Annotated in this window: 16 protein-coding genes and 6 tRNA genes; 5 read left to right on the top strand and 17 right to left on the bottom strand. The window is 62.5% G+C overall.

Features of this window, described 5'->3' with window-relative positions; genetic code table 11:
- Positions 1 to 56 precede the first annotated feature (56 nt).
- Positions 57 to 845: a haloacid dehalogenase type II gene (locus C2L66_RS06355; RefSeq protein WP_060602716.1), complete on the top strand. Its 789-nt coding sequence runs from the start codon at positions 57 to 59 to the stop codon at positions 843 to 845.
- A gap of 73 nt (positions 846 to 918) precedes the next feature.
- A complete protein-coding gene (aceB, locus tag C2L66_RS06350; protein ID WP_054934442.1) occupies positions 919 to 2,511 on the top strand; it encodes a malate synthase A in 1,593 nt (530 codons plus the stop codon).
- A 105-nt stretch (positions 2,512 to 2,616) separates the two neighbouring features.
- On the opposite strand, the gene C2L66_RS06345 is transcribed toward aceB, so the two are convergent.
- Positions 2,617 to 3,024: a gamma-glutamylcyclotransferase family protein gene (locus C2L66_RS06345; RefSeq protein ID WP_060601320.1), complete on the bottom strand. Its 408-nt coding sequence runs from the start codon at positions 3,022 to 3,024 to the stop codon at positions 2,617 to 2,619.
- 48 nt (positions 3,025 to 3,072) lie between these two features.
- Positions 3,073 to 3,567: a ribonuclease E activity regulator RraA gene (gene rraA / locus C2L66_RS06340; RefSeq protein WP_054934440.1), complete on the bottom strand. Its 495-nt coding sequence runs from the start codon at positions 3,565 to 3,567 to the stop codon at positions 3,073 to 3,075.
- 217 nt (positions 3,568 to 3,784) lie between these two features.
- Here rraA and C2L66_RS06335 point away from each other — a divergent pair, with 217 nt between their 5' ends.
- Positions 3,785 to 4,624 carry an AraC family transcriptional regulator gene (locus tag C2L66_RS06335; RefSeq protein WP_054934439.1) on the top strand — a complete coding sequence of 280 codons (840 nt, stop codon included), beginning with the start codon at positions 3,785 to 3,787 and terminating at the stop codon, positions 4,622 to 4,624.
- A gap of 55 nt (positions 4,625 to 4,679) precedes the next feature.
- On the opposite strand, the gene C2L66_RS06330 is transcribed toward C2L66_RS06335, so the two are convergent.
- From C2L66_RS06330 to gltX, 7 genes are all read right to left on the bottom strand, one after another.
- On the bottom strand, positions 4,680 to 5,144 hold the full coding sequence (locus tag C2L66_RS06330) for a GNAT family N-acetyltransferase (RefSeq protein WP_035990767.1): 465 nt from the start codon (positions 5,142 to 5,144) through the stop codon (positions 4,680 to 4,682).
- Positions 5,145 to 5,325: 181 nt separating this feature from the next.
- Positions 5,326 to 5,402: transfer RNA gene (locus C2L66_RS06325), tRNA-Asp, on the bottom strand.
- Positions 5,403 to 5,479: 77 nt separating this feature from the next.
- Positions 5,480 to 5,555 (bottom strand) — tRNA-Glu (locus tag C2L66_RS06320).
- Between the two features lie 66 nt (positions 5,556 to 5,621).
- A tRNA-Asp gene (locus tag C2L66_RS06315) sits at positions 5,622 to 5,698 on the bottom strand.
- Positions 5,699 to 5,775: 77 nt separating this feature from the next.
- Positions 5,776 to 5,851, bottom strand: a tRNA-Glu gene (locus C2L66_RS06310).
- A 142-nt stretch (positions 5,852 to 5,993) separates the two neighbouring features.
- Positions 5,994 to 6,069, bottom strand: a tRNA-Ala gene (locus tag C2L66_RS06305).
- Between the two features lie 120 nt (positions 6,070 to 6,189).
- The gene (gene gltX, locus C2L66_RS06300) at positions 6,190 to 7,599 is read right to left on the bottom strand and encodes a glutamate--tRNA ligase (RefSeq protein ID WP_054934438.1); all 1,410 of its coding nucleotides are present in this window, start codon (positions 7,597 to 7,599) and stop codon (positions 6,190 to 6,192) included.
- A gap of 375 nt (positions 7,600 to 7,974) precedes the next feature.
- On the opposite strand from gltX, the gene C2L66_RS06295 reads away from it, so the two are divergent.
- Entirely contained in the window at positions 7,975 to 8,991 is a 1,017-nt protein-coding gene (locus tag C2L66_RS06295; RefSeq protein ID WP_409372580.1) for a patatin-like phospholipase family protein, read from the top strand.
- A 100-nt stretch (positions 8,992 to 9,091) separates the two neighbouring features.
- On the opposite strand, the gene C2L66_RS06290 is transcribed toward C2L66_RS06295, so the two are convergent.
- From C2L66_RS06290 to C2L66_RS06270, 5 genes are all read right to left on the bottom strand, one after another.
- Entirely contained in the window at positions 9,092 to 9,763 is a 672-nt protein-coding gene (locus C2L66_RS06290) for a C40 family peptidase (protein WP_060601321.1), read from the bottom strand.
- Between the two features lie 162 nt (positions 9,764 to 9,925).
- Positions 9,926 to 11,545: an ABC transporter ATP-binding protein gene (locus tag C2L66_RS06285; RefSeq protein WP_054934436.1), complete on the bottom strand. Its 1,620-nt coding sequence runs from the start codon at positions 11,543 to 11,545 to the stop codon at positions 9,926 to 9,928.
- Positions 11,542 to 12,693, bottom strand: coding sequence for an ABC transporter permease (locus tag C2L66_RS06280; RefSeq protein ID WP_405083823.1), 1,152 nt, complete (start codon positions 12,691 to 12,693; stop codon positions 11,542 to 11,544). The genes C2L66_RS06285 and C2L66_RS06280 overlap by 4 nt, the downstream gene beginning before the upstream one ends.
- Complete coding sequence (locus tag C2L66_RS06275) at positions 12,647 to 13,687, bottom strand: microcin C ABC transporter permease YejB (protein WP_035990757.1); 1,041 nt, start codon at positions 13,685 to 13,687, stop codon at positions 12,647 to 12,649. Before C2L66_RS06275 ends, C2L66_RS06280 begins: the two co-directional genes overlap by 47 nt.
- Before the next feature lie 50 nt (positions 13,688 to 13,737).
- Entirely contained in the window at positions 13,738 to 15,672 is a 1,935-nt protein-coding gene (locus tag C2L66_RS06270; protein WP_060601324.1) for an extracellular solute-binding protein, read from the bottom strand.
- Positions 15,673 to 15,781: 109 nt separating this feature from the next.
- Between C2L66_RS06270 and fabI the strand changes: the two genes are divergently transcribed.
- Positions 15,782 to 16,573, top strand: a complete 792-nt coding sequence (gene fabI / locus C2L66_RS06265; protein ID WP_035990752.1) for an enoyl-ACP reductase FabI — start codon at positions 15,782 to 15,784, stop codon at positions 16,571 to 16,573.
- A gap of 103 nt (positions 16,574 to 16,676) precedes the next feature.
- Here the strand turns inward: fabI and C2L66_RS06260 are convergent, their stop codons facing one another.
- From C2L66_RS06260 to C2L66_RS06250, 3 genes are all read right to left on the bottom strand, one after another.
- Positions 16,677 to 17,036 (bottom strand): hypothetical protein, encoded by a 360-nt coding sequence (locus C2L66_RS06260; RefSeq protein WP_054934435.1) that lies wholly within the window; start codon positions 17,034 to 17,036, stop codon positions 16,677 to 16,679.
- Positions 17,037 to 17,489: 453 nt separating this feature from the next.
- Positions 17,490 to 17,583: transfer RNA gene (locus C2L66_RS06255), tRNA-Ser, on the bottom strand.
- A gap of 208 nt (positions 17,584 to 17,791) precedes the next feature.
- A complete protein-coding gene (locus C2L66_RS06250) occupies positions 17,792 to 19,042 on the bottom strand; it encodes an aspartate kinase (protein WP_054934434.1) in 1,251 nt (416 codons plus the stop codon).
- Between the last annotated feature and the right edge of the window lie 216 nt (positions 19,043 to 19,258).

Below are 19,258 nucleotides of genomic sequence, written 5' to 3'. Positions count from 1 at the left end.
TTAGCACAAGCCGTCACGAATAGAATCGATCCTGACCTCTGATGGAGCGCAAGGCAATGTCGGCCACAACGACACTCTTACCCAAGGCAGTGATTTTCGACGCATACGGCACGCTGTTCGACGTGCATTCCGTCGTCGCTGCCGCGGAGCAGATGTTTCCGGGCCACGGCGATGCGCTTTCGCAGTTGTGGCGGCAAAAACAGATCGAATACACGCAGCTGCGCACGGCCTCCGATCCCGCCGGCGCACGCTACCAGCCGTTCTGGAACATCACGCTCGACGCGCTCCGTTTCTCCGCGCGCAAGCTCGGCCTCGCGCTGAACGCGGCGGGTGAAAAACGCCTGATGGACGAATACGCGTGCCTGTCGGCATTTCCCGACGTGCTGCCCGCGTTGCGCCAATTGCGCGACGCGCGCACGGCGGGACGCCACGCGCCGATCGGTCTCGCGATCCTGTCGAACGGCAACCCGCAAATGCTCGACATCGCGGTGAAGAGCGCAGGCATGTCGGGACTGTTCGATCACGTGCTGTCGGTCGACGCCGTGCGCGCATTCAAGCCTGCGCCCGCGACCTATGCGCTCGGCACGCAGGCGTTCGGCGTGGCCGCGCGCGAGATCGTATTCGTGTCGTCGAACGGCTGGGACGCGAGCGGTGCGAACTGGTTCGGCTACACCGTGTTCTGGTTGAACCGCCAGGGCGCGCCCGCCGAAGAACTCGGCGTCACGCCGCACGGCACAGGCACGAGCATGAGCGATCTGATGACGTTTATCGAGCACCAGACGCCGCCCGCAAAACCAGCGAAACGGGGGGCAAGCCGCCCCGCGCGCCACAGCCCTGGCACGTGACGGCAGCCAACCCCGTGAAGCAACGCAGTGGCATCACCACGCATTTTTGAAACTGACCGACCAAGGAGAAATCATGGCGAACACGTTGTCGCTCCCGCAGGGCATGAAAATTACCGGTGAGATCAAGCCCGGCTTCGAAGCGATTCTGACGCCGCAAGCGCTCGAGCTCGTTGCCAGCCTGCACCGGACGTTCGAGCCGCGTCGCCAGCAACTGTTGAAGGCGCGCGCCGAGCGGGCCCAGCGTCTCGACGCGGGCGAGCGCCCCGATTTCCTCGCGGAAACGAAGAACATCCGCGAAGCCGACTGGACGATCGCCCCGCTGCCGCAGGACCTGCAATGCCGCCGCGTCGAGATCACGGGTCCCGTCGACCGCAAGATGATCATCAACGCGCTGAACTCGGGCGCGGACTCCTACATGACCGACTTCGAGGATTCGAATGCGCCGAGCTGGGACAACCAGATCACCGGCCATATCAACCTGAAGGAAGCCGTGCGCCGCACGATCGCGCTGGAACAGAACGGCAAGTCGTACCAGCTGAACGACAAAATCGCGACGCTGATCGTTCGGCCGCGCGGCTGGCACCTCGACGAGAAGCATGTGAGCGTCGATGGTCAGCGCGTGTCGGGCGGCATCTTCGACTTCGCGTTGTTCCTGCATCACAACGCGAAGGAGCAACTGTCGCGCGGCACCGGCCCCTACTTCTATCTGCCGAAGCTGGAGAGTCATCTCGAAGCGCGCCTGTGGAACGATATCTTCGTCGCCGCTCAGGAAGCCGTGGGGGTGCCGCGCGGCACGATCCGAGCGACTGTGCTGATCGAAACGATCCTCGCTGCGTTCGAAATGGATGAGATCCTGTACGAACTCCGTGAACACAGCTCGGGTCTGAACGCTGGGCGTTGGGACTACATCTTCTCTGCAATCAAGAAGTTCAAGAACGACAAGGACTTCTGCCTGGCTGACCGTTCGCAGATCACGATGACCGTGCCTTTTATGCGCGCGTACGCGTTGCAACTTCTGAAGACGTGCCACCGCCGCAAAGCGCCTGCCATCGGCGGCATGAGCGCGCTGATTCCGATCAAAAGCGATGCGGCCGCGAACGACAAGGCGATGGCAGGCGTACGCTCGGACAAGGCACGCGACGCGACGGACGGCTACGACGGCGGCTGGGTTGCGCACCCGGGACTCGTGCCCATCGCGATGGAAGAATTCGTGAAGGTGCTCGGCGACAAGCCGAACCAGATCGGCAAGCAACGCGTCGACGTCCAGGTGACGGGCAAGGATCTGCTCGATTTCCGTCCGGAAGCGCCCATCACCGAGGCAGGACTGCGCAACAACATCAACGTCGGCATCCACTACCTCGGCTCGTGGCTCGCGGGCAATGGCTGCGTCCCCATTCACAACCTGATGGAAGACGCGGCGACGGCGGAAATCTCGCGCTCGCAGGTCTGGCAGTGGATCCGCTCGCCGAAGGGTAAGCTCGACGATGGCCGCAAGGTGACGGCCGGACTCGTGCGCGAACTGACGGCGCAGGAACTCGACAAGGTCAAGGCCGCGATTACTGGCGATACGAAGCCGTACGATCGCGCCGCGCAGATCTTCAGCGACATGTCGACGTCGGAGAATTTCACCGAGTTCCTGACGCTGCCGCTTTACGAAGAACTCTGAGCAGCACCACTGCTCGATGGTTGACCGACCGGGATGGCCTGGCGGGCGTCATGCCTGCTGGGCCATTCTTTTATCGACTGCGTCCTGCCGATTGCGGCGCGGCCCTTAGCGCCCGTTCGAACGCCGATGCTCGACCCAATCGCCGCTGCGTATCTCCGGCAGTCCTTTGACAGCGTCCCGCTGCACGGGATAGTAACGGCACGTGACGGGCGTGCCTTGGACGTCGACGGTCACTTCACGCGGCATGAACAGCCCCTCGATGCCCGGATACACCTGCTCGATCTCATCGAGCACGGCGACGAGTTCGTCGTCGATCGCGTAGACGTCGCCGCGCACGTGCACGCCGGCGTCATCGGGCACCAGGCCCGGGTACGCGCCGAAATCGAACAAACGACCGCGCAAGGTCGCCGGGCCGACCAGCGTCGGCGAAGCGATGTCGTTACGCGCCGCCGCCGCGCCAATGTCATTGATCTCACCGGCACGCAACGTGCCATATACAAAGACGTTTTGCATCAGTTCACTACTCTCCGTTCAGACACCATCCATTCATGACGCGACGCCTTACATGAGCGGTGCGCTCGCCGCCAGCACCCCGTCGCCGTCGGCATACACCCATTCGCCCGGCCGCACGGCCGAGCCGGGCAAACGCACGGGCACATCGCGCTCTCCGCCGCCGCGCTTCTCGCTGCGCTGCGGATGGGTCGCGAGAGCGACGATGCCGATGTTGCATTCGTTCAGTTCGAGCACGTCGCGCACGCAACCGAACACGACGATGCCTGCCCAGCCATTCTTCTCGGCAAGCTTGCCCAGATTGCCGCCGACCAGCGCGCAACGCAGACTGCCGCCTCCGTCGATCACCAGCACACGGCCTGCGCCCTTTTCTTCGAGCGTGGCGCGCACCAGCGTGTTGTCTTCGAACACCTTGAGCGTGACAGCCTCGCCGCCGAAACATGACGCGCGCCCGAAACGGCTGAAGACGGGATCGAGCACGCGCAACGTGCCGGCGGCGAGCTGATCTTCGTGCGCGTCGCACAAGTCGGCTGTGGCAAAGTTCATGAGCTTCTCCCGTTGACGAAAGGAATCGGGAGCATTATGCCGTGCCATCTTTTCGATGTCGCATCGTCCATTCGGCCAATGTTCGGATGACCTGCACGACCCTACAATGACAAGCGTCATACGGCAGATTCGCTGCCGCCCACTCCGCTACGCCATGACTGAAGCCGCCCCATCCACTACCCGCGCGACGCCGCCCGCCATAAATGCGTCCGCCGAAATGTCGACACGCGTCGATTTCGCCGACATTCCGCCGGAGTTCGCGCCCACCCCGACGCATCCTATCCGCGTGCGCTCGCGGCCCATGCCGGCTGGCGTGCGCATCGCGCGGCACACCCACGCGTGGGCGCAAGTCGCGTATGCGTCGCGCGGCGTACTGCGGGTGGGCACGTCCGGCACGACGTGGATGGTGCCGCCGTCGCGCGCAATCTGGGTGCCGCCGTACGTGCTGCACGAAGTGACCATCGTCGAAGAGGCCTTTCTGCGCACGCTTTATGTCAACGAGACGGTCGTGCCGCCGGGACTGGACGCGTGCCGGGTCGTCGAAGTCTCGGGGCTGCTGCGCGAGGTCATTGCCTCGCTGGACACGCCCGGCTTGCCACCCGACCGCGAACGCCTGCTCGGCTCGCTGGCGCTCGACGAAATCACCCGGTCGCAGCCTCTGCCGCTATCCGTGCCCATGCCGACGGAAAAACGTCTGCGTGCGTTGTGCGAGGCGGTGCTGGCCGATCCCGCGAATACGGAGTCACTGGAGCGATGGGCGTCGACGGCGGGTGCGAGCACGCGCACCATCGCGCGGCTTTTTCGTCAGGAACTTGGGGTGAGCTTTTCGCAATGGCGTCAGCAAGCCGTGCTGGCTCGCGCGATCCCCTTGCTCAGTCAGGGGCGGCCGCTGTCGCACGTCGCGCGGGAGCTGGGCTACCAGAGTCAGAGTGCGTTTTCCGCGATGTTCCGGCGCGCGTTCGGCGAAAGTCCACGGGCATTCATGGTGCGAGGCGCGGAGCATAGGCGTGACGAACGGGAGCGGGACGAAGACGACGATCAGGACGAACAGCGTTGATCAAATGGGCTGCCGCGACGAGCGGAAGTACGCAGTCGATGCGCCCGCAACGTCCTCAGACGCGCCGGGCCATGTGCCGGATCGAGCCGAGCTGCGCGAGTCGTGGGCCGGCGAGCCGGTAGCCCATCCGTTGATAGAGTCGCGCCGCAGGGTTGTCGACGAATACGCGCAGTTGCAGTTCGGAGAGACCGCGGGCGCGCGCCCAACGGTGCGAGGTATTCAGCAGATAGGTTCCCGCGCCGCGCCGCCGATGCCCCTCGGCGATCTGCACGTCGCGGATATGCAGCGAGTCACCCTCTTCGGTGATGCGCAACACGCCGATCCGCTCGCCGTCCGCTTCGAGAATGAAATTTTCCGACTCCCGCCAGCTCGCCAGAAACAGATCGCTGCGCCACACGAGGTGATGCCGGCGGTAGTACCCGCCCATGTTGTTGCGCGTCAGCGCCTCGGCGAACGAGAAGTCGTCCATGCTGGCCTTGCGCAAATGGAAGGGAGATGGATCGTCAGTCGGGTCGAGCATCGTGCAAGGACGAAAGAGTCGGTCCGCTCAACGTTAAGACACGCGGACCTCGCTGGCAATGGCTGTTTGCCCCACGGCGGCGCACCCGGCGACCTGGCTGCCTTTGCAAGCGGTGTCGAATGGTAAGCAAGATAAGCGCAAAACAAAAAGCCCGCTGACAATTCAGCGGGCTTCTTATTTCTGGCGGAGCGGACGGGACTCGAACCCGCGACCCCCGGCGTGACAGGCCGGTATTCTAACCGACTGAACTACCGCTCCAGTCTTGCTACCTGACTTGCGAGCGTCGGTTACTTCTCGCAAGCGCATTACCTGAATTTCAAGCAACGCCAGTATTTTGGCGTCCCCTAGGGGATTCGAACCCCTGTACTCACCGTGAAAGGGTGATGTCCTAGGCCTCTAGACGAAGGGGACAACATACTTCATATGCTACTGCTTACACCTTTAACGAAAAAGCCCGCTCACCGAACGGGCTTAATCTGGCGGAGTGGACGGGACTCGAACCCGCGACCCCCGGCGTGACAGGCCGGTATTCTAACCGACTGAACTACCACTCCAGTCTTGCTACCTGACTTGCGAGCGTCGGTTACTTCTCGCAAGCGCATTACTTGAATCTCAAGCAACGCCAGTATTTTGGCGTCCCCTAGGGGATTCGAACCCCTGTACTCACCGTGAAAGGGTGATGTCCTAGGCCTCTAGACGAAGGGGACATAATCTTTTCAGATCTGTCTCGTTCTTGCAGCTAACTTCATTCATCAGCAGCGAAGACCGCCATTCTAACAACTTTACTACCGTTTGTGAAGTCTTTTTTCTACAACTTCCGGCTAACCGGAAGACTTCACTCTGCTCTGATGGTGGAGGTAAGCGGGATCGAACCGCTGACCTCTTGCATGCCATGCAAGCGCTCTCCCAGCTGAGCTATACCCCCTTGCAGAACAGAAGCGAGATTGTAGTGAGCAAATTTCGCTTTGTAAATACCTCTTGAGTCGCTTTCTACAATTTTTTTGCGAGGCCGCGCAACGATCTCCGGCGGCCCCGCTTCGCCTGTTCAGGCAAGCGCCTTTTCGATGCGGCTCACGACCACGTCGCGACCGAACAGCATCAGCACGCTATCGATGGACGGCGTATGCGTCGTGCCTGCCACCAGCAGACGCACGGGCATCGCGAGCTGCGGCATCTTCAGTTTGTGCGCGCCGAGCGTCGCCTTCAACGAGGCGGCGATACCCTCCTTCGTCCACTCGCAGGTCTTCAATGCCGTAGCGAGATCGGCGAGCGCGGGACGCACGACGTCCGTCACATGCTGTGCGAGCGCGTCGGCATCAGGATTCGGTTCGCGATAAAACATCGCGGCGTTGTCCACGATCTCCTTCACCGTCGACGCGCGATCCTTCATCAGCCCGATCACCGCCGCCAGATCCGCGCCCTTCGCGAGCGTCGCTTCGTCGATGCCGAGCGCCGCGAAGAACGGCTTGCTCAGATCGGCGAGACGCGCGTTGTCCGCTTCCTTGATGTAGTGGTTGTTCAGCCAGTTGAGCTTGGCGTGGTCGTACTGAGCCGGCGACTTACCGAGGTGCTCGAGATCGAACCATTCGATCAGTTGCTCGCGCGAAAAAATCTCCGCGTCGCCATGCGACCAGCCCAGACGCGCGAGATAGTTCAACACGGCCTCAGGCAGATAGCCCGCGTCGCGGTAGCCCATCACGCTCATCGCGCCATGCCGTTTGCTCATCTTCTCGCCCTGCTCGTTCAGCACGGTCGGCAGGTGCGCGTAGACAGGCGGCTCGGCGCCGAGCGCACGCAGGATATTGATCTGGCGCGGCGTGTTGTTCACGTGGTCGTCACCGCGAATCACGTGCGTGATCTTCATGTCGAGATCGTCGACGACCACGCAGAAGTTATAGGTCGGCGTGCCGTCCGGACGCGCGATCACGAGATCGTCGAGTTCTTCGTTCGAGATTTCGACGCGGCCCTTCACGGCATCGTCCCACGCGACCACACCCGTCAGCGGATTACGGAAACGCAGCACGGGTTCCACGCCGGCGGGCGGCTCGGGCAGCACTTTCCCCGGCTCGGGACGCCACGTGCCGTCATAGCGCGGCTTTTCGCCCGCGGCACGCTGACGCTCGCGCAACGCGTCGAGTTCTTCCGTCGACATGTAGCAGGGATACACGAGCCCCTGCTCCTGCATCTGCTTGAGCACCTCGCGATAACGGTCCATGCGCTGCATCTGGTAGAACGGACCTTCGTCGTAGTCGAGGCCGAGCCATTGCATGCCTTCGAGAATCGCGTCGACGGATTGCTCGGTCGAGCGCTCGACGTCGGTATCCTCGATACGCAGCACGAACACGCCCTTCGTTTTGCGCGCAAACGCCCACGGATACAGCGCAGAGCGAATGTTGCCGAGGTGAATGAAGCCGGTGGGGCTCGGTGCGAAGCGGGTGCGAACGGGAGTGGTCATGTGCGGTAACTCGGAGGCAGACGCCTGCGCCGGCGAACATCGAAGCCAGGCGCGGCAACGGAAACGGATCGCGCCCGGCGACGGTGACAACGCCTGCCGACGGCGCGAACGCGATTGAAAAAGAGAGACGAATTATACCCGTCGAATACTGACAACATGGGTTTGCAGGCGCGTCCGGCAGCGCGCCGGAAGGCATAAGCCGAAACATCGGACCGAGGATGCCGTCGGTACACGAGACTGACCACTGCACATGTAGACGGTTTCCTCAACCGTTTGTCGCCCCATGTCTGCTTTGCATTATGATGTGCGCGCGCTGCCGTCCTGCTCTCCGCCGGCTCCGTGCAGCGCACCAAGGATCGCCGCCGGCGATCGCTTTTGCATGACCCGCGGCACGACACTTCCGCCTGGACGTCGGCGCCGTCGCTGGAGAATTCGTTGAAACCGTCATCGCCACGCTTGTCCCGCCGCACGTTCTCGATTGCCGCGGCCTCCGCTGTTCTCTCCGCCTGCGCGTCGACGGGCAACAAGCCCGACACGGTCACGCCCACGCCCACGCCCAGCACCGCGTCCATCCCGCCGACGCCGACCGTCAAGCCAGAACGGCCGCTGCGCATCGGGCTCGCGCTCGGCGGCGGCGCGGCGCGCGGCTTTGCGCATATCGGCGTGATCAAGGCACTGGAGGCGCGCAACATCCGGATCGATCTGGTGTGCGGGACGAGCGCCGGGTCGGTGGTCGGCGCGCTGTATGCGTCGGGCCTGAACGGTTTCGCGCTCAACAAGCTCGCGCTGACGATGGACGAAGCGTCGATCAGCGACTGGGCGATGCCGTTTCGCACACGCGGCTTTCTGCAAGGCGTCGCGCTACAGAACTATCTGAACAAGACGCTCGACAATCGCCCGATCGAAAAGATGGCGAAGCCGCTCGGCGTCGTCGCGACGGATCTGAAAACGGGCCAGCCGATTCTTTTTCAGCGCGGCAACACGGGCATCGCGGTGCGCGCGTCGTCGAGCGTGCCGTCGGTGTTCGAGCCGGTGAAAATCGGCGGGCACGAATATGTCGACGGCGGTCTCGTCAGCCCGGTGCCGGCGTCGTTCGCGCGCAAGATGGGCGCGGACTTCGTGATCGCCGTCGATATTTCCGCGCGACCCGAAACGGCGCTCACCGAAAGCTCGTTCGACGTGCTGATGCAGACGTTTACCATCATGGGTCAGACGATCAAGGCATATGAGCTAGACAAATACGCCGATGTCGTGATCCGTCCGAATCTGAACGCGATGAGCGGCACCGACTTCGGACAACGCAATGCGGCGATTCTGGCGGGCGAGGAAGCCGCCGCCCGTATCGCGCCGGAACTGCTGCGCAAGCTGGCGGCGGCGCGCGCGACCGCCTGAGCGGCGGCGGCCTCATACGCGAAAACGGGCGCGGCAAAACAAAAGGCCCGCTTCAGATGAAGCGGGCCCTTCTTTTGAAACCAGTCAACCGACGATCGTCTTAGTTGCTGCCACCGATCGTCGCGCTCACGCGTTGGCGCAGCTCCTGCTGCTGCGGCACCGTCGATTCGATACGACGCGCGCCCGTGAAGCGCTTTTCCCAGTAACCGTCATCCATGTCGTCGACGCGGATCGTGCTGCCTGTAGAAGGCGAATGCACGAACTTGTTGTCGCCGATGTAAATGCCGACGTGCGAGAACGTACGGCGCATCGTGTTGAAGAACACGAGGTCGCCCGGCTTCAGGTCGGAAACCCGAACCTTCTCGCCGACCCGGCTCATTTCTTCTGCGCGGCGCGGCAGTGCCATGCCCAGCGTGTCCTGGAACACGTAGCGCACGAAGCCACTGCAATCGAGGCCGGAATCCGGCGTGTCGCCACCCCAGCGGTAACGCACGCCAATCATGTTGAGGGCGCCGACCACGACATCACCCGCCTTGCCGGCCATGCCGGACAAAAACGAACGAGCGCCACTCTCGGAATTCGAGGCAGCGCTTCGCGTGCTTTGTGTGGTGGAGGACACGGAACTCGACCCGGAAGAGGTCGAGAATGAGGCATTCTGGTTAAAGCTGCTTACTTCATCGGCGAAAGCGCCGGGAGCTGCGGCCATCAGTACGCCAATGAACATCCCGGCGACGACGCGCGTGCAAGCCTGGGTTAGGTTTTGGTGCTGCATTGGTCTGGTGGTTGGTCTTGGTTAGGGCTTGGGGTGCGGCGGTAGTTTTTGCCTGAAAATCAACAGGCTAGGAAAAAAGTTTGGTCGATACTAGCCAGTAAGTATTCCAATGTCAAAACAAATAGAAAAAAACAATGACTCGTCGCACCCAATTGGTGAATGTCAAGTCGTCAAGGCCGCTTTCAACAGCTTACGTGTGTAAGGGTGACTCGGTTCCGCAAAGATCCGCTCGACCTCGCCCGTCTCCACGATCGCCCCGTTCTGCATCACCGCGACGCGATGCGCCATGGCGCCGATCACGGCCAGATCGTGGCTGATGAACACGAACCCCAGGTTGTATTTGCGTTGCAAACCCGCGAGCAGCTTCAAAACCTGTTGCTGGATCGAGACGTCCAGCGCGCTCGTCGGCTCGTCGAGAATCAGGATGCGTGGCTCCAGCACCAGCGCACGCGCAATCGCAATGCGCTGCCGCTGTCCGCCGGAGAATTCGTGCGGATACCGCTGCAGCGCCGTCCGGTCGATGCCCACTTCGCGCAGCACGCCGATCACCTTGTCGCGCCGCGCCTCGGCATTCAGCTGCGGGCGATGCAGCGCGAGCCCTTCGCCGACGATCCGTTCGATCGTCTGCCGGGGTGAAAGTGAACTAAACGGGTCCTGAAAGACGACCTGCATATTCGAGCGCAGCGTCGTCTGCTCGCGCCCCCGATAGCTGCCGAGCGCCCTGCCCTGAAAATCGATTGCGCCGTGTGAGGTTCTTTGCAGGCCGAGCAGAGCCATCGCAAGCGTCGATTTTCCCGAGCCCGACTCGCCGACGATACCCAGGGTTTCGCCCTGCCGCACCGACACCGTCGCGTCGTTTACCGCACGAAAGCGCCCCGAATGGAACCAGCCGGCGATGCCCGGCAGTTTCGTCCTGAAATCGACGCACACGTCGCGCGCGTCGAGCAGCACGGGGGCGATCGGCAGCACGGGCACGACGGTGCGCTCCGGGCGGCTGCGCAACAGCCGCTCGGTGTACGGATGCTGCGGCGATGCGAACAGGGTGTCGACCGGCCCGCTCTCGACGAGCACGCCCTTCTCCATCACCGCGACGCGTTGCGCGAAGTGGCGTACGAGGTTCAGATCGTGCGTGATCAGCAGCACGGCCATGCCGCGCTTTTCGGCTTCCTCGCGCTGCAGTTCGAGCAGCAGTTCGACGATCTGCGCACGGATCGTCACGTCGAGTGCCGTAGTCGGCTCGTCGGCGAGCAGCAGGCGCGGACGGCACGCGAGCGCCATCGCGATCATCGCGCGTTGGCGCTGGCCGCCCGACAACTGGTGCGGATAGCTGTTCACGCGCTTGCCCGGCTCCGTGATGCCCGTGCGGTCGAGCAGCGCCACGGCGCGCTTGCGCGCCTCATTGGCGCTGACGCCGTCGTGCAGCACGATGGTTTCCGCGATCTGGTCGCCGACCGTGTAGAGCGGATTGAGCGCCGTCATCGGCTCCTGAAAGATCATCGCGATATCGGAGCCGCGCATTCCGCGCATTTCGCGCTCGCTCTTCGCGAGCAGATCTTCACCGTCGAAGCGCACCACGCCGCTCGTCTGCGCATCGTTCAACAGACGGAGGATAGACAGCGCCGTCACGCTCTTTCCGGAGCCCGACTCGCCGACCAGCGCGACGCGCTCGCCACGGCCGATCGTGAGCGACACATCGTCGACGGCCACCGTGTCGCCGAAGGTCACGCGCAGATGTTCGAGTTCGAGCAGAGGCCCGTCGTGTTTCGTCGCGCCTGGCCTCACTGGTTGCCTCCCGCCTTCATCGCATCGGAGATACGCGTGTCGAGCGCGTTGCGCAGCGCGTCGCCCATGAACGTCAACAACAGCAGCGTGACAACCAGCACGCCGAACGTCCACATCGAGATCCACCATGCATCGAGGTTCGCCTTGCCTTGCGCGAGCAGTTCGCCGAGGCTGGGCGTCGGCGGCGGCACGCCGAGACCGAGAAAATCGAGGCTTGTCAGCGCGAGGATCGCGCCGCTCATGCGAAACGGCAGGAACGTGATGACGGGCGTCAGACTGTTGGGCAGTACATGCCGCCAGATGATCTGCCAGTTCGACAGGCCCATGGCACGTGCGGCGCGCACGTAGTCCTGCTGCCGGTTGCGCAGAAACTCGGCGCGCACGTAGTCGGCAAGGCCGATCCAGCCGAACAGCGACAACAGCACGATCAGCAGGATGAAGCCCGGCTCGAAGATCGACGCGAAGATGATCAGCAGATACAGCTCCGGCATCGCGCTCCAGATTTCGATCAGACGCTGCCCGAAGATGTCCGTCTTGCCGCCGAAGTAACCCTGCACGGCGCCCGCCAGCACGCCGAGCACCGTGCCGATAAAAGTCAGCACCAGCGCGAACTCCACCGACACGCGAAAGCCGTACACGAGACGCGCGAACAGATCGCGGCCCCGGTCGTCGGTGCCGAGCCAGTTGTCGCGCGAAGGCGGCGCCGGATTCGGCCGCTTCGAAAAATAGTTGAGCGTGTCGTAGTAGTAGCGGTTCAGCGGATAGATCGCGAAGTTGCCCGGCGCGTCGATGCGCTGCTTGACGTACGGATCGAGATAGTCGGCGGGCGTCGGGAAGTCGCCGCCGAAGGTCGTCTCCGCGTAGTCCTTCACGAGCGGGAAATAGTAGTGGCCGTCGTAGCGCACGACGACCGGCTTGTCGTTCGACCACAGCGGCGCGGCAAGGCTCGCCGCGAAGGCGACGACGAACACGATCAGACTCCAGTAGCCAAGCCGCTGCTGCCGGAAACGCAGCCACACCCGGCGTGCCGGCGACGGCGATACGAACGCGCGCACCGGCTGCGCGCGCGACACTTCGGCATCTGTACGAACGCGGCTCAAATCAGCGCTCCAGTTGTTCGAATTGAATGCGTGGATCGACCCACACATAGCAGAGATCGGAGACGAGCTTGGTCGCGAGTCCGATCAATGTGAAGAGATAGAGCGTGCCGAGCACGACGGGATAATCGCGCCGCACGACCGACTCGTACGACAGCAGCCCGAGGCCGTCGAGCGAGAACAGCGTTTCGATCAGCAGGCTGCCCGTGAAGAACGCGCCGATGAACGCGGCCGGAAAACCAACGATCAACGGCAGCAGCGCGTTGCGGAACACGTGCTTCCATAGCACGCGCCGCTCGGACAGCCCTTTCGCGCGCGCGGTCAACACATACTGCTTGCGGATTTCGTCGAGGAACGCGTTCTTGGTGAGCATCGTGACGACGGCAAAACTGCCGACCACGGAAGCCACGATCGGCAACGTGATGTGCCACAGGTAATCGAGAATCTTGCCGAAGAAGCTCAGCTGATCCCAGTTGTCGGACGTGAGATTGCGCAGCGGAAACAGTTGCAGGAACGAGCCGCCGCCGAACAGCACGAGCAGCAGCACGCCGAGCACGAAGCCGGGAATCGCATAGCCGATCAGCACGACGAGGCTAGTCGCGACGTCGAAGCGCGAGCCGTTGCGCACCGCCTTCGCGATGCCGAGCGGCACCGATATCAGATACGTGAGGAAGAACGTCCACAACCCGATGCTGATCGATACGGGCAACTTCGACACGATCAGCGACCACACGCTTTGATGCCGGAAATAGCTTTGCCCAAGATCGAAGTGAGAGAAGCGCTTGAGCATCAGCCAGTAGCGTTCGAGCGGCGGTTTGTCGAAGCCATACAGTGCCTTGAGTTGTGCGATCTGCTGCGCGTCGACACCGCTATGGGCGCGCAGGCCGAATGGCGCGCCGCCTTCGGCGGTACTGCGCCGCAACTCGTGCACCGCCTGCTCGACGGGCCCGCCCGGCACGAACTGGATCACGACGAAAGTCAGCGTGAGGACGCCGATCAACGTCGGGATCATCAATAGCAGACGTTTGAGGATGTAGCTCCACATGGCGGCCGTCCAGAATCAGAAGTACATGTTGGGGTACGCGGTCAGCGCGCTCATTGCGGCGTGGCGAACCACCACATCGAGGTGATCCATCCCTCCGCCGTATAGTACAGCGGCAAGGTCGACGGCCACGCCATGCCGCGCTTGAACGCCACGCGATGCGTCGCGCTGTACCAGTGCGGGACCATGTAGTAACCATTGATCAGCACGCGATCGAGCGCGTGCGTGGCATCGACGAGTTGTTCGCGGGTTTGCGCGCCGACCAGCGCGCGCAGGATCGCGTCGACGGCGGGCGATTTCAACCCGATCAGATTGCCCGAGCCCGGTTCGCCCGCAGCCTTGCTGCCGAACCGGTCGATCATGTCCGCGCCCGGCACTTGCACGTCGGGAAAACGGATGGTCGTGACGTCGAAATCGAACGCGTCGAGGCGCTTCTGGTACACCGCGAAGTCCGCCGTACGCGTGCGCGCATCGATACCGAGCTTCTTCAGATTGCGGATGTAGGTGGCGTAGACCGGGTCGAACGTAGACGACGAGCCCGAGTCGTCGAGTATCTCGAACACGAACGGCTCGCCCTTCGCGTTGCGCAACGCGCCGTCGCGATACGTCCAACCGGCCTGCGCGAGCAGCGCGCGCGCTTCGAGCAGATTCGCGCGCAACGAACCGGGCGGGTCCGTGTCGGGTTGTTTCGGCGGCACGCCGAACACGCCCGGCTCGAGCTGCGCGCGCCATGGTTCGAGCAGTTTCAGTTCGCCCGGCGACGGCAGACCTTTAGCTTGCAGATCCGTATTGACGAAGTAGCTGTCGATCCGCCTGTACTGGCTGTAAAACAGTTGCCGGTTGAGCCACTGGAAGTCGAGCGCGAGATCGAGCGCCTTGCGCACGCGCACGTCCGAGAAAAGCGGCCGGCGCTGGTTCAGGATGAAGCCCTGCATCCCTGTGCCGTTATGTTGCGGAAACTCGCGCTTGATCAGTTCGCCGCTGTCGAATCTCTTGCCCACGTCGCGGCGCACCCAGTTACGCGCGACGTACTCGACGAGCGCATCGTATTCGCCCGCCTTGAACGCTTCGAGGCGCGCCGTCGTATCCGAGTAGAGCTTGTAGTTGATACGCTCGAAGTTATACATGCCGACGCGCACGGGCAGCTTGTCGCCCCAGTACTTCGGATCGCGCTTATACGTAATCGTGCGGCCGTTGTCGTAGCTCTCGATCAGATACGGCCCGCTGCCGATCGGCTTTTCGAACGCGAGCTGGTCGAACGCCGTGCGGCGGCCGTCCGGCTTCATGCCCCACTTGCGCGAGAACACGGGCATGCCGCCCGCGAGCAGTGGCAACTCGCGATCGTGCTGCTTGAATTCGAAGCGCACCGTCGCCGGATCGACGATCACGACGCGCGCGATCTCTGCGAAATACGCGGCGAATTGCGGCGCGGCCTGCGGGCTCTTCAACGTATCGAACGAGAACTTCACGTCTTCGGCCGTGACAGGATCGCCGTTCGAAAAACGCGCGCGCGGATTGATGTGGAAAGTCGTGGACAGGCCGTCCGGCGCGACGGCGACGTCGTCTGCCAGCAGGCCGTAGGCGGACGCGACTTCGTCGGCGCTGCCCGTCGTCAGGCTCTCGAACAGCAGGCCGATGCCGGGCGCCGCGCTGCCGCGCATCGTGAACGGATTGAACTTGTCGAAGCTGGTCGAGCGGTCGGGATTCGCGAGCACCAGCGTGCCGCCGCGCGGGGCGTCGGGATTGACGTAGTCGAAGTGCTTGAAGCCGGGCGGATACTTCGGATTGCCGTACTGCGCGATCGCATACGCTGCCTGCGCATGCTGCGCCGTCACGGACGACAAGGCGAGCAGCGAGGCGACACACGCGGCGAGCACGGCGCGCGGCGTCGCATCGCAACGGATACGCGGGAGGGAACGCAACAGCGGACGAATCAGAGTGCGCCATCTCCGGCGTGGCGCTTCAACCCGTCGCGTGCCTGCGGTCATAGGTGCCTTGTTGGTCGGTGGGCAGTTGCAATGTGAGAGAATTCTACCCAAAATCCCGCGCGTTCCCGCACTCTGTCATCGCGGCGCACTGACCTCATTAGGAGAATCCATGGGCATCCTCGCTGGTAAACGAATCTTGCTGACGGGCCTGCTGTCGAACCGTTCGATCGCGTACGGTATCGCGCAGGCCTGCAAGCGCGAAGGCGCAGAACTCGCGTTCACGTATGTCGGCGACCGCTTCAAGGATCGCATCACCGAATTCGCGAACGAATTCGGCAGCAATCTGATCTTCCCGTGCGACGTCGCCGACGATGCGCAAATCGACGCGCTGTTCACGTCGCTGAAAACACACTGGGACAGCCTCGACGGCCTCGTTCATTCGATCGGCTTCGCGCCGCGCGAAGCGATCGCCGGCGATTTCCTCGACGGCATGACGCGCGAAAACTTCCGCATCGCGCACGACATCTCCGCCTACAGCTTCCCCGCTCTCGCGAAGGCTGCGCTGCCCATGCTGTCGAACGACGCGGCGCTGCTCACGCTGTCGTACCTCGGCGCAGAAAAAGCCATCCCGAACTACAACACGATGGGCCTCGCGAAGGCATCGCTCGAAGCGAGCGTGCGTTATCTCGCCGTGTCGCTGGGCGGCAAGGGCATTCGCGTGAACGGCATTTCGGCAGGCCCGATCAAGACGCTCGCGGCAAGCGGCATCAAGGGCTTCGGCAAGATTCTGGATTTCGTCGAGGGCAATGCGCCGCTCAAGCGCAATGTCACGATCGAACAGGTCGGCAATGCAGCCGCATTCCTGATGTCGGATCTCGCTGCCGGCGTGACGGCTGAGATCATGCACGTCGATAGCGGCTTCAGCGCCGTGGTCGGCGGGATGGCCGCCGTCGCCGAGTAAGCACGCGCGCTGATGCGCGTGCACGCGTCGTTGCGCGTGCAACCAGAAAAAAAACCGCCCCTCGGGGCGGTTTTTTGTTGGGCGCATGCGACCCAGTGCGGGATCAATGCCAGCCGTTGTGACGGCCGTTGTCCCAGTGGTCGTGACCATGGCCACGATCGTAGCCGCCGTGATGACGATAGTAGTCGTCGCGGCCCCAGTAGCGGCGGCCATCCCAGTAACGATCGCCGTGCCAGCCGATCACGATGGCAGGTCCAGCCACGACGGGCACCGGCTGATACGGCTGATACACGACGGGCGGCGGCGGGGGCGGCGGAGGCGCATACACAGGCGCCGGCGCGACGTAAACGGGAGCGGGAATACCGATGTTGACACCGACGTTCAGTCCCCCAGCCATCGCCGCACTCGACGCGCTAATCGCGAGCACGCCAGCGATCAACGGGATAAGACGCGTGGACTTCATGGTTTCACCTTTCTTTGCGGGAGTTGTGTTTATCGACTGCTTGATTCGAATATAACAAAGCGACGCTTAACGCGTATTTCAACTTTGTAATAACTGATGCATAACTTCGCGTCGCAAGGCGCTTCGTAACGTACTGTTACATGCGATGGTATTTGGTGATATGCCCAGCGCTTGCACTGTTGCGTGCACGCACATTTCGCGCGCTCTTTGTCGGTTTCTTTGCGATTTGCAAACGGCAGACAGTTCGTTTGGTTATCCCAAACAAAAAGACATCCCACGTAAATCGCGTGAATGGCGCATTCATCGCGAACGCAATTCACCAATACCGATGTTTACGGGCAATGGAATGAAAAGTTGAGCCTGAACGGAGAAAATCACGCAGGCAAATGAAACAGGCGCGCAAAAAACAAAACCCCGCAGAGCCGCAGCTCTACGGGGTTCCACCGCCATTTCTGGCGGAGACGGAGGGATTCGAACCCTCGATCCAGGTTTTGGCCCAGATGCTCCCTTAGCAGGGGAGTGCCTTCGACCTCTCGGCCACGTCTCCCAAACTTTCGCTTGCGCCAGGGAGGCAGCGCAACGAAGCCAAGATAATAGCGGGTTCGAAGGCCCAGGTCAATTTTTACTTCACACTTTTTGTGCCTGAAACGTCATTTCGATGACATCTCAAAGACCCGGCGCAACAACACCCGCTTCACCTTCACCAACCTTCACACACATGCCCTTCGCCGCAGCGAACGGACATGTCGTGCACATCACGCCTGGTCGAGTTCGAATGCCTTATGCAGCGCGCGCACGGCGAGCTCCATGTACTTCTCGTCGATCAGCACCGAGATCTTGATTTCCGACGTCGAGATCATCTGAATGTTGATGCCCTCTTCCGACAACGTGCGGAACATCTTGCTTGCGATGCCCACGTGCGAACGCATGCCGACGCCGACCACCGACACCTTCGACACCTTCGGATCGCCAAGCACCTGCTCCGCACTCACGTGACCCTTCACCTGGTTCGTGAGGATCTCCATGGCGCGCTGATAATCGCCGCGACCGACCGTGAACGTGAACGCCGTTTTGCCTTCGACGCTCTGGTTCTGGATGATCATGTCGACATCGATATTCGCATCGGCAACCGGGCCGAGGATCTGATATGCGATGCCCGGCTTGTCGGGCACACCCATCACGGCGATACGGGCTTCGTCACGCTGAAACGCGATTCCCGAGATGACTGCTTTTTCCATGGTTTCGTCTTCTTCAAAAGTAATCAGGGTGCCCGACTTCATTTCTTCGTCGAGCGACATCAGCGGATCGGTCAGGCTGGACAGCACGCGCGTCTTCACCTGATATTTGCCGGCGAATTCCACCGAGCGGATCTGCAGCACCTTCGAACCGAGGCTGGCCATTTCCAGCATTTCCTCGAACGTCACGCGATCCAGACGGCGCGCTTCTTCGACCACGCGCGGGTCCGTCGTGTACACGCCGTCGACGTCCGTATAGATCAGGCATTCGTCCGCTTTCAGTGCCGCGGCAACCGCGACGGCCGACGTGTCCGAGCCGCCACGGCCGAGCGTCGTGATGTGGCCTTCGGGGTCGATGCCCTGGAAGCCCGTGATGACGACGACCTTGCCTTCGTCGAGATCGCGCAGCACGCGTTCGCCGTCGATGTCGCTGATACGCGCTTTCGTGAATGCGCTATCCGTTTTGACGGGCACTTGCCAGCCGGTATAGCTGACGGCATCGACGCCTGCGTCATGCAGCGCGATGGACAGCAGGCCGACGCTGACCTGTTCGCCCGTCGACGCGATCATGTCGAGTTCGCGCGGGCTGGGCTGGGGCGAAATCTCTTTCGCGAGACCCAGCAGGCGGTTCGTTTCGCCGGACATCGCCGAAGGCACGACGACCATCTTGTGGCCTGCCTTGTGCCATTTCGCGACGCGCTTCGCGACGTTCTTGATGCGCTCGACCGAGCCCATCGATGTGCCGCCGTATTTGTGTACGATGAGTGCCATTGTCGTTCTGAACTGAAGGGAAACTGATACGCCAACCGGCGCGCGCCGGGCGCGCTGGAGACGGCCGCACATGAAAGCACAGGGCACAACGTTCGGGAACGACGGCGCAGTGTGGCGGCGCAGATGCAGCGTGCGTAGGGTACGCGCGGATTTGCCGGGTTTGCTTTTTTCCGGCCCTGCCGAAACCTGCCGGTAAACAGGGCTGACGGACGCTAA

Origin of the sequence: Paraburkholderia caribensis, assembly GCF_002902945.1 — a bacterium.
GTDB lineage: Bacteria > Pseudomonadota > Gammaproteobacteria > Burkholderiales > Burkholderiaceae > Paraburkholderia > Paraburkholderia caribensis.
The sequence above is the reverse complement of the archived record's forward strand: the minus strand, read 5'-3'. Positions and strand labels throughout refer to the sequence as shown.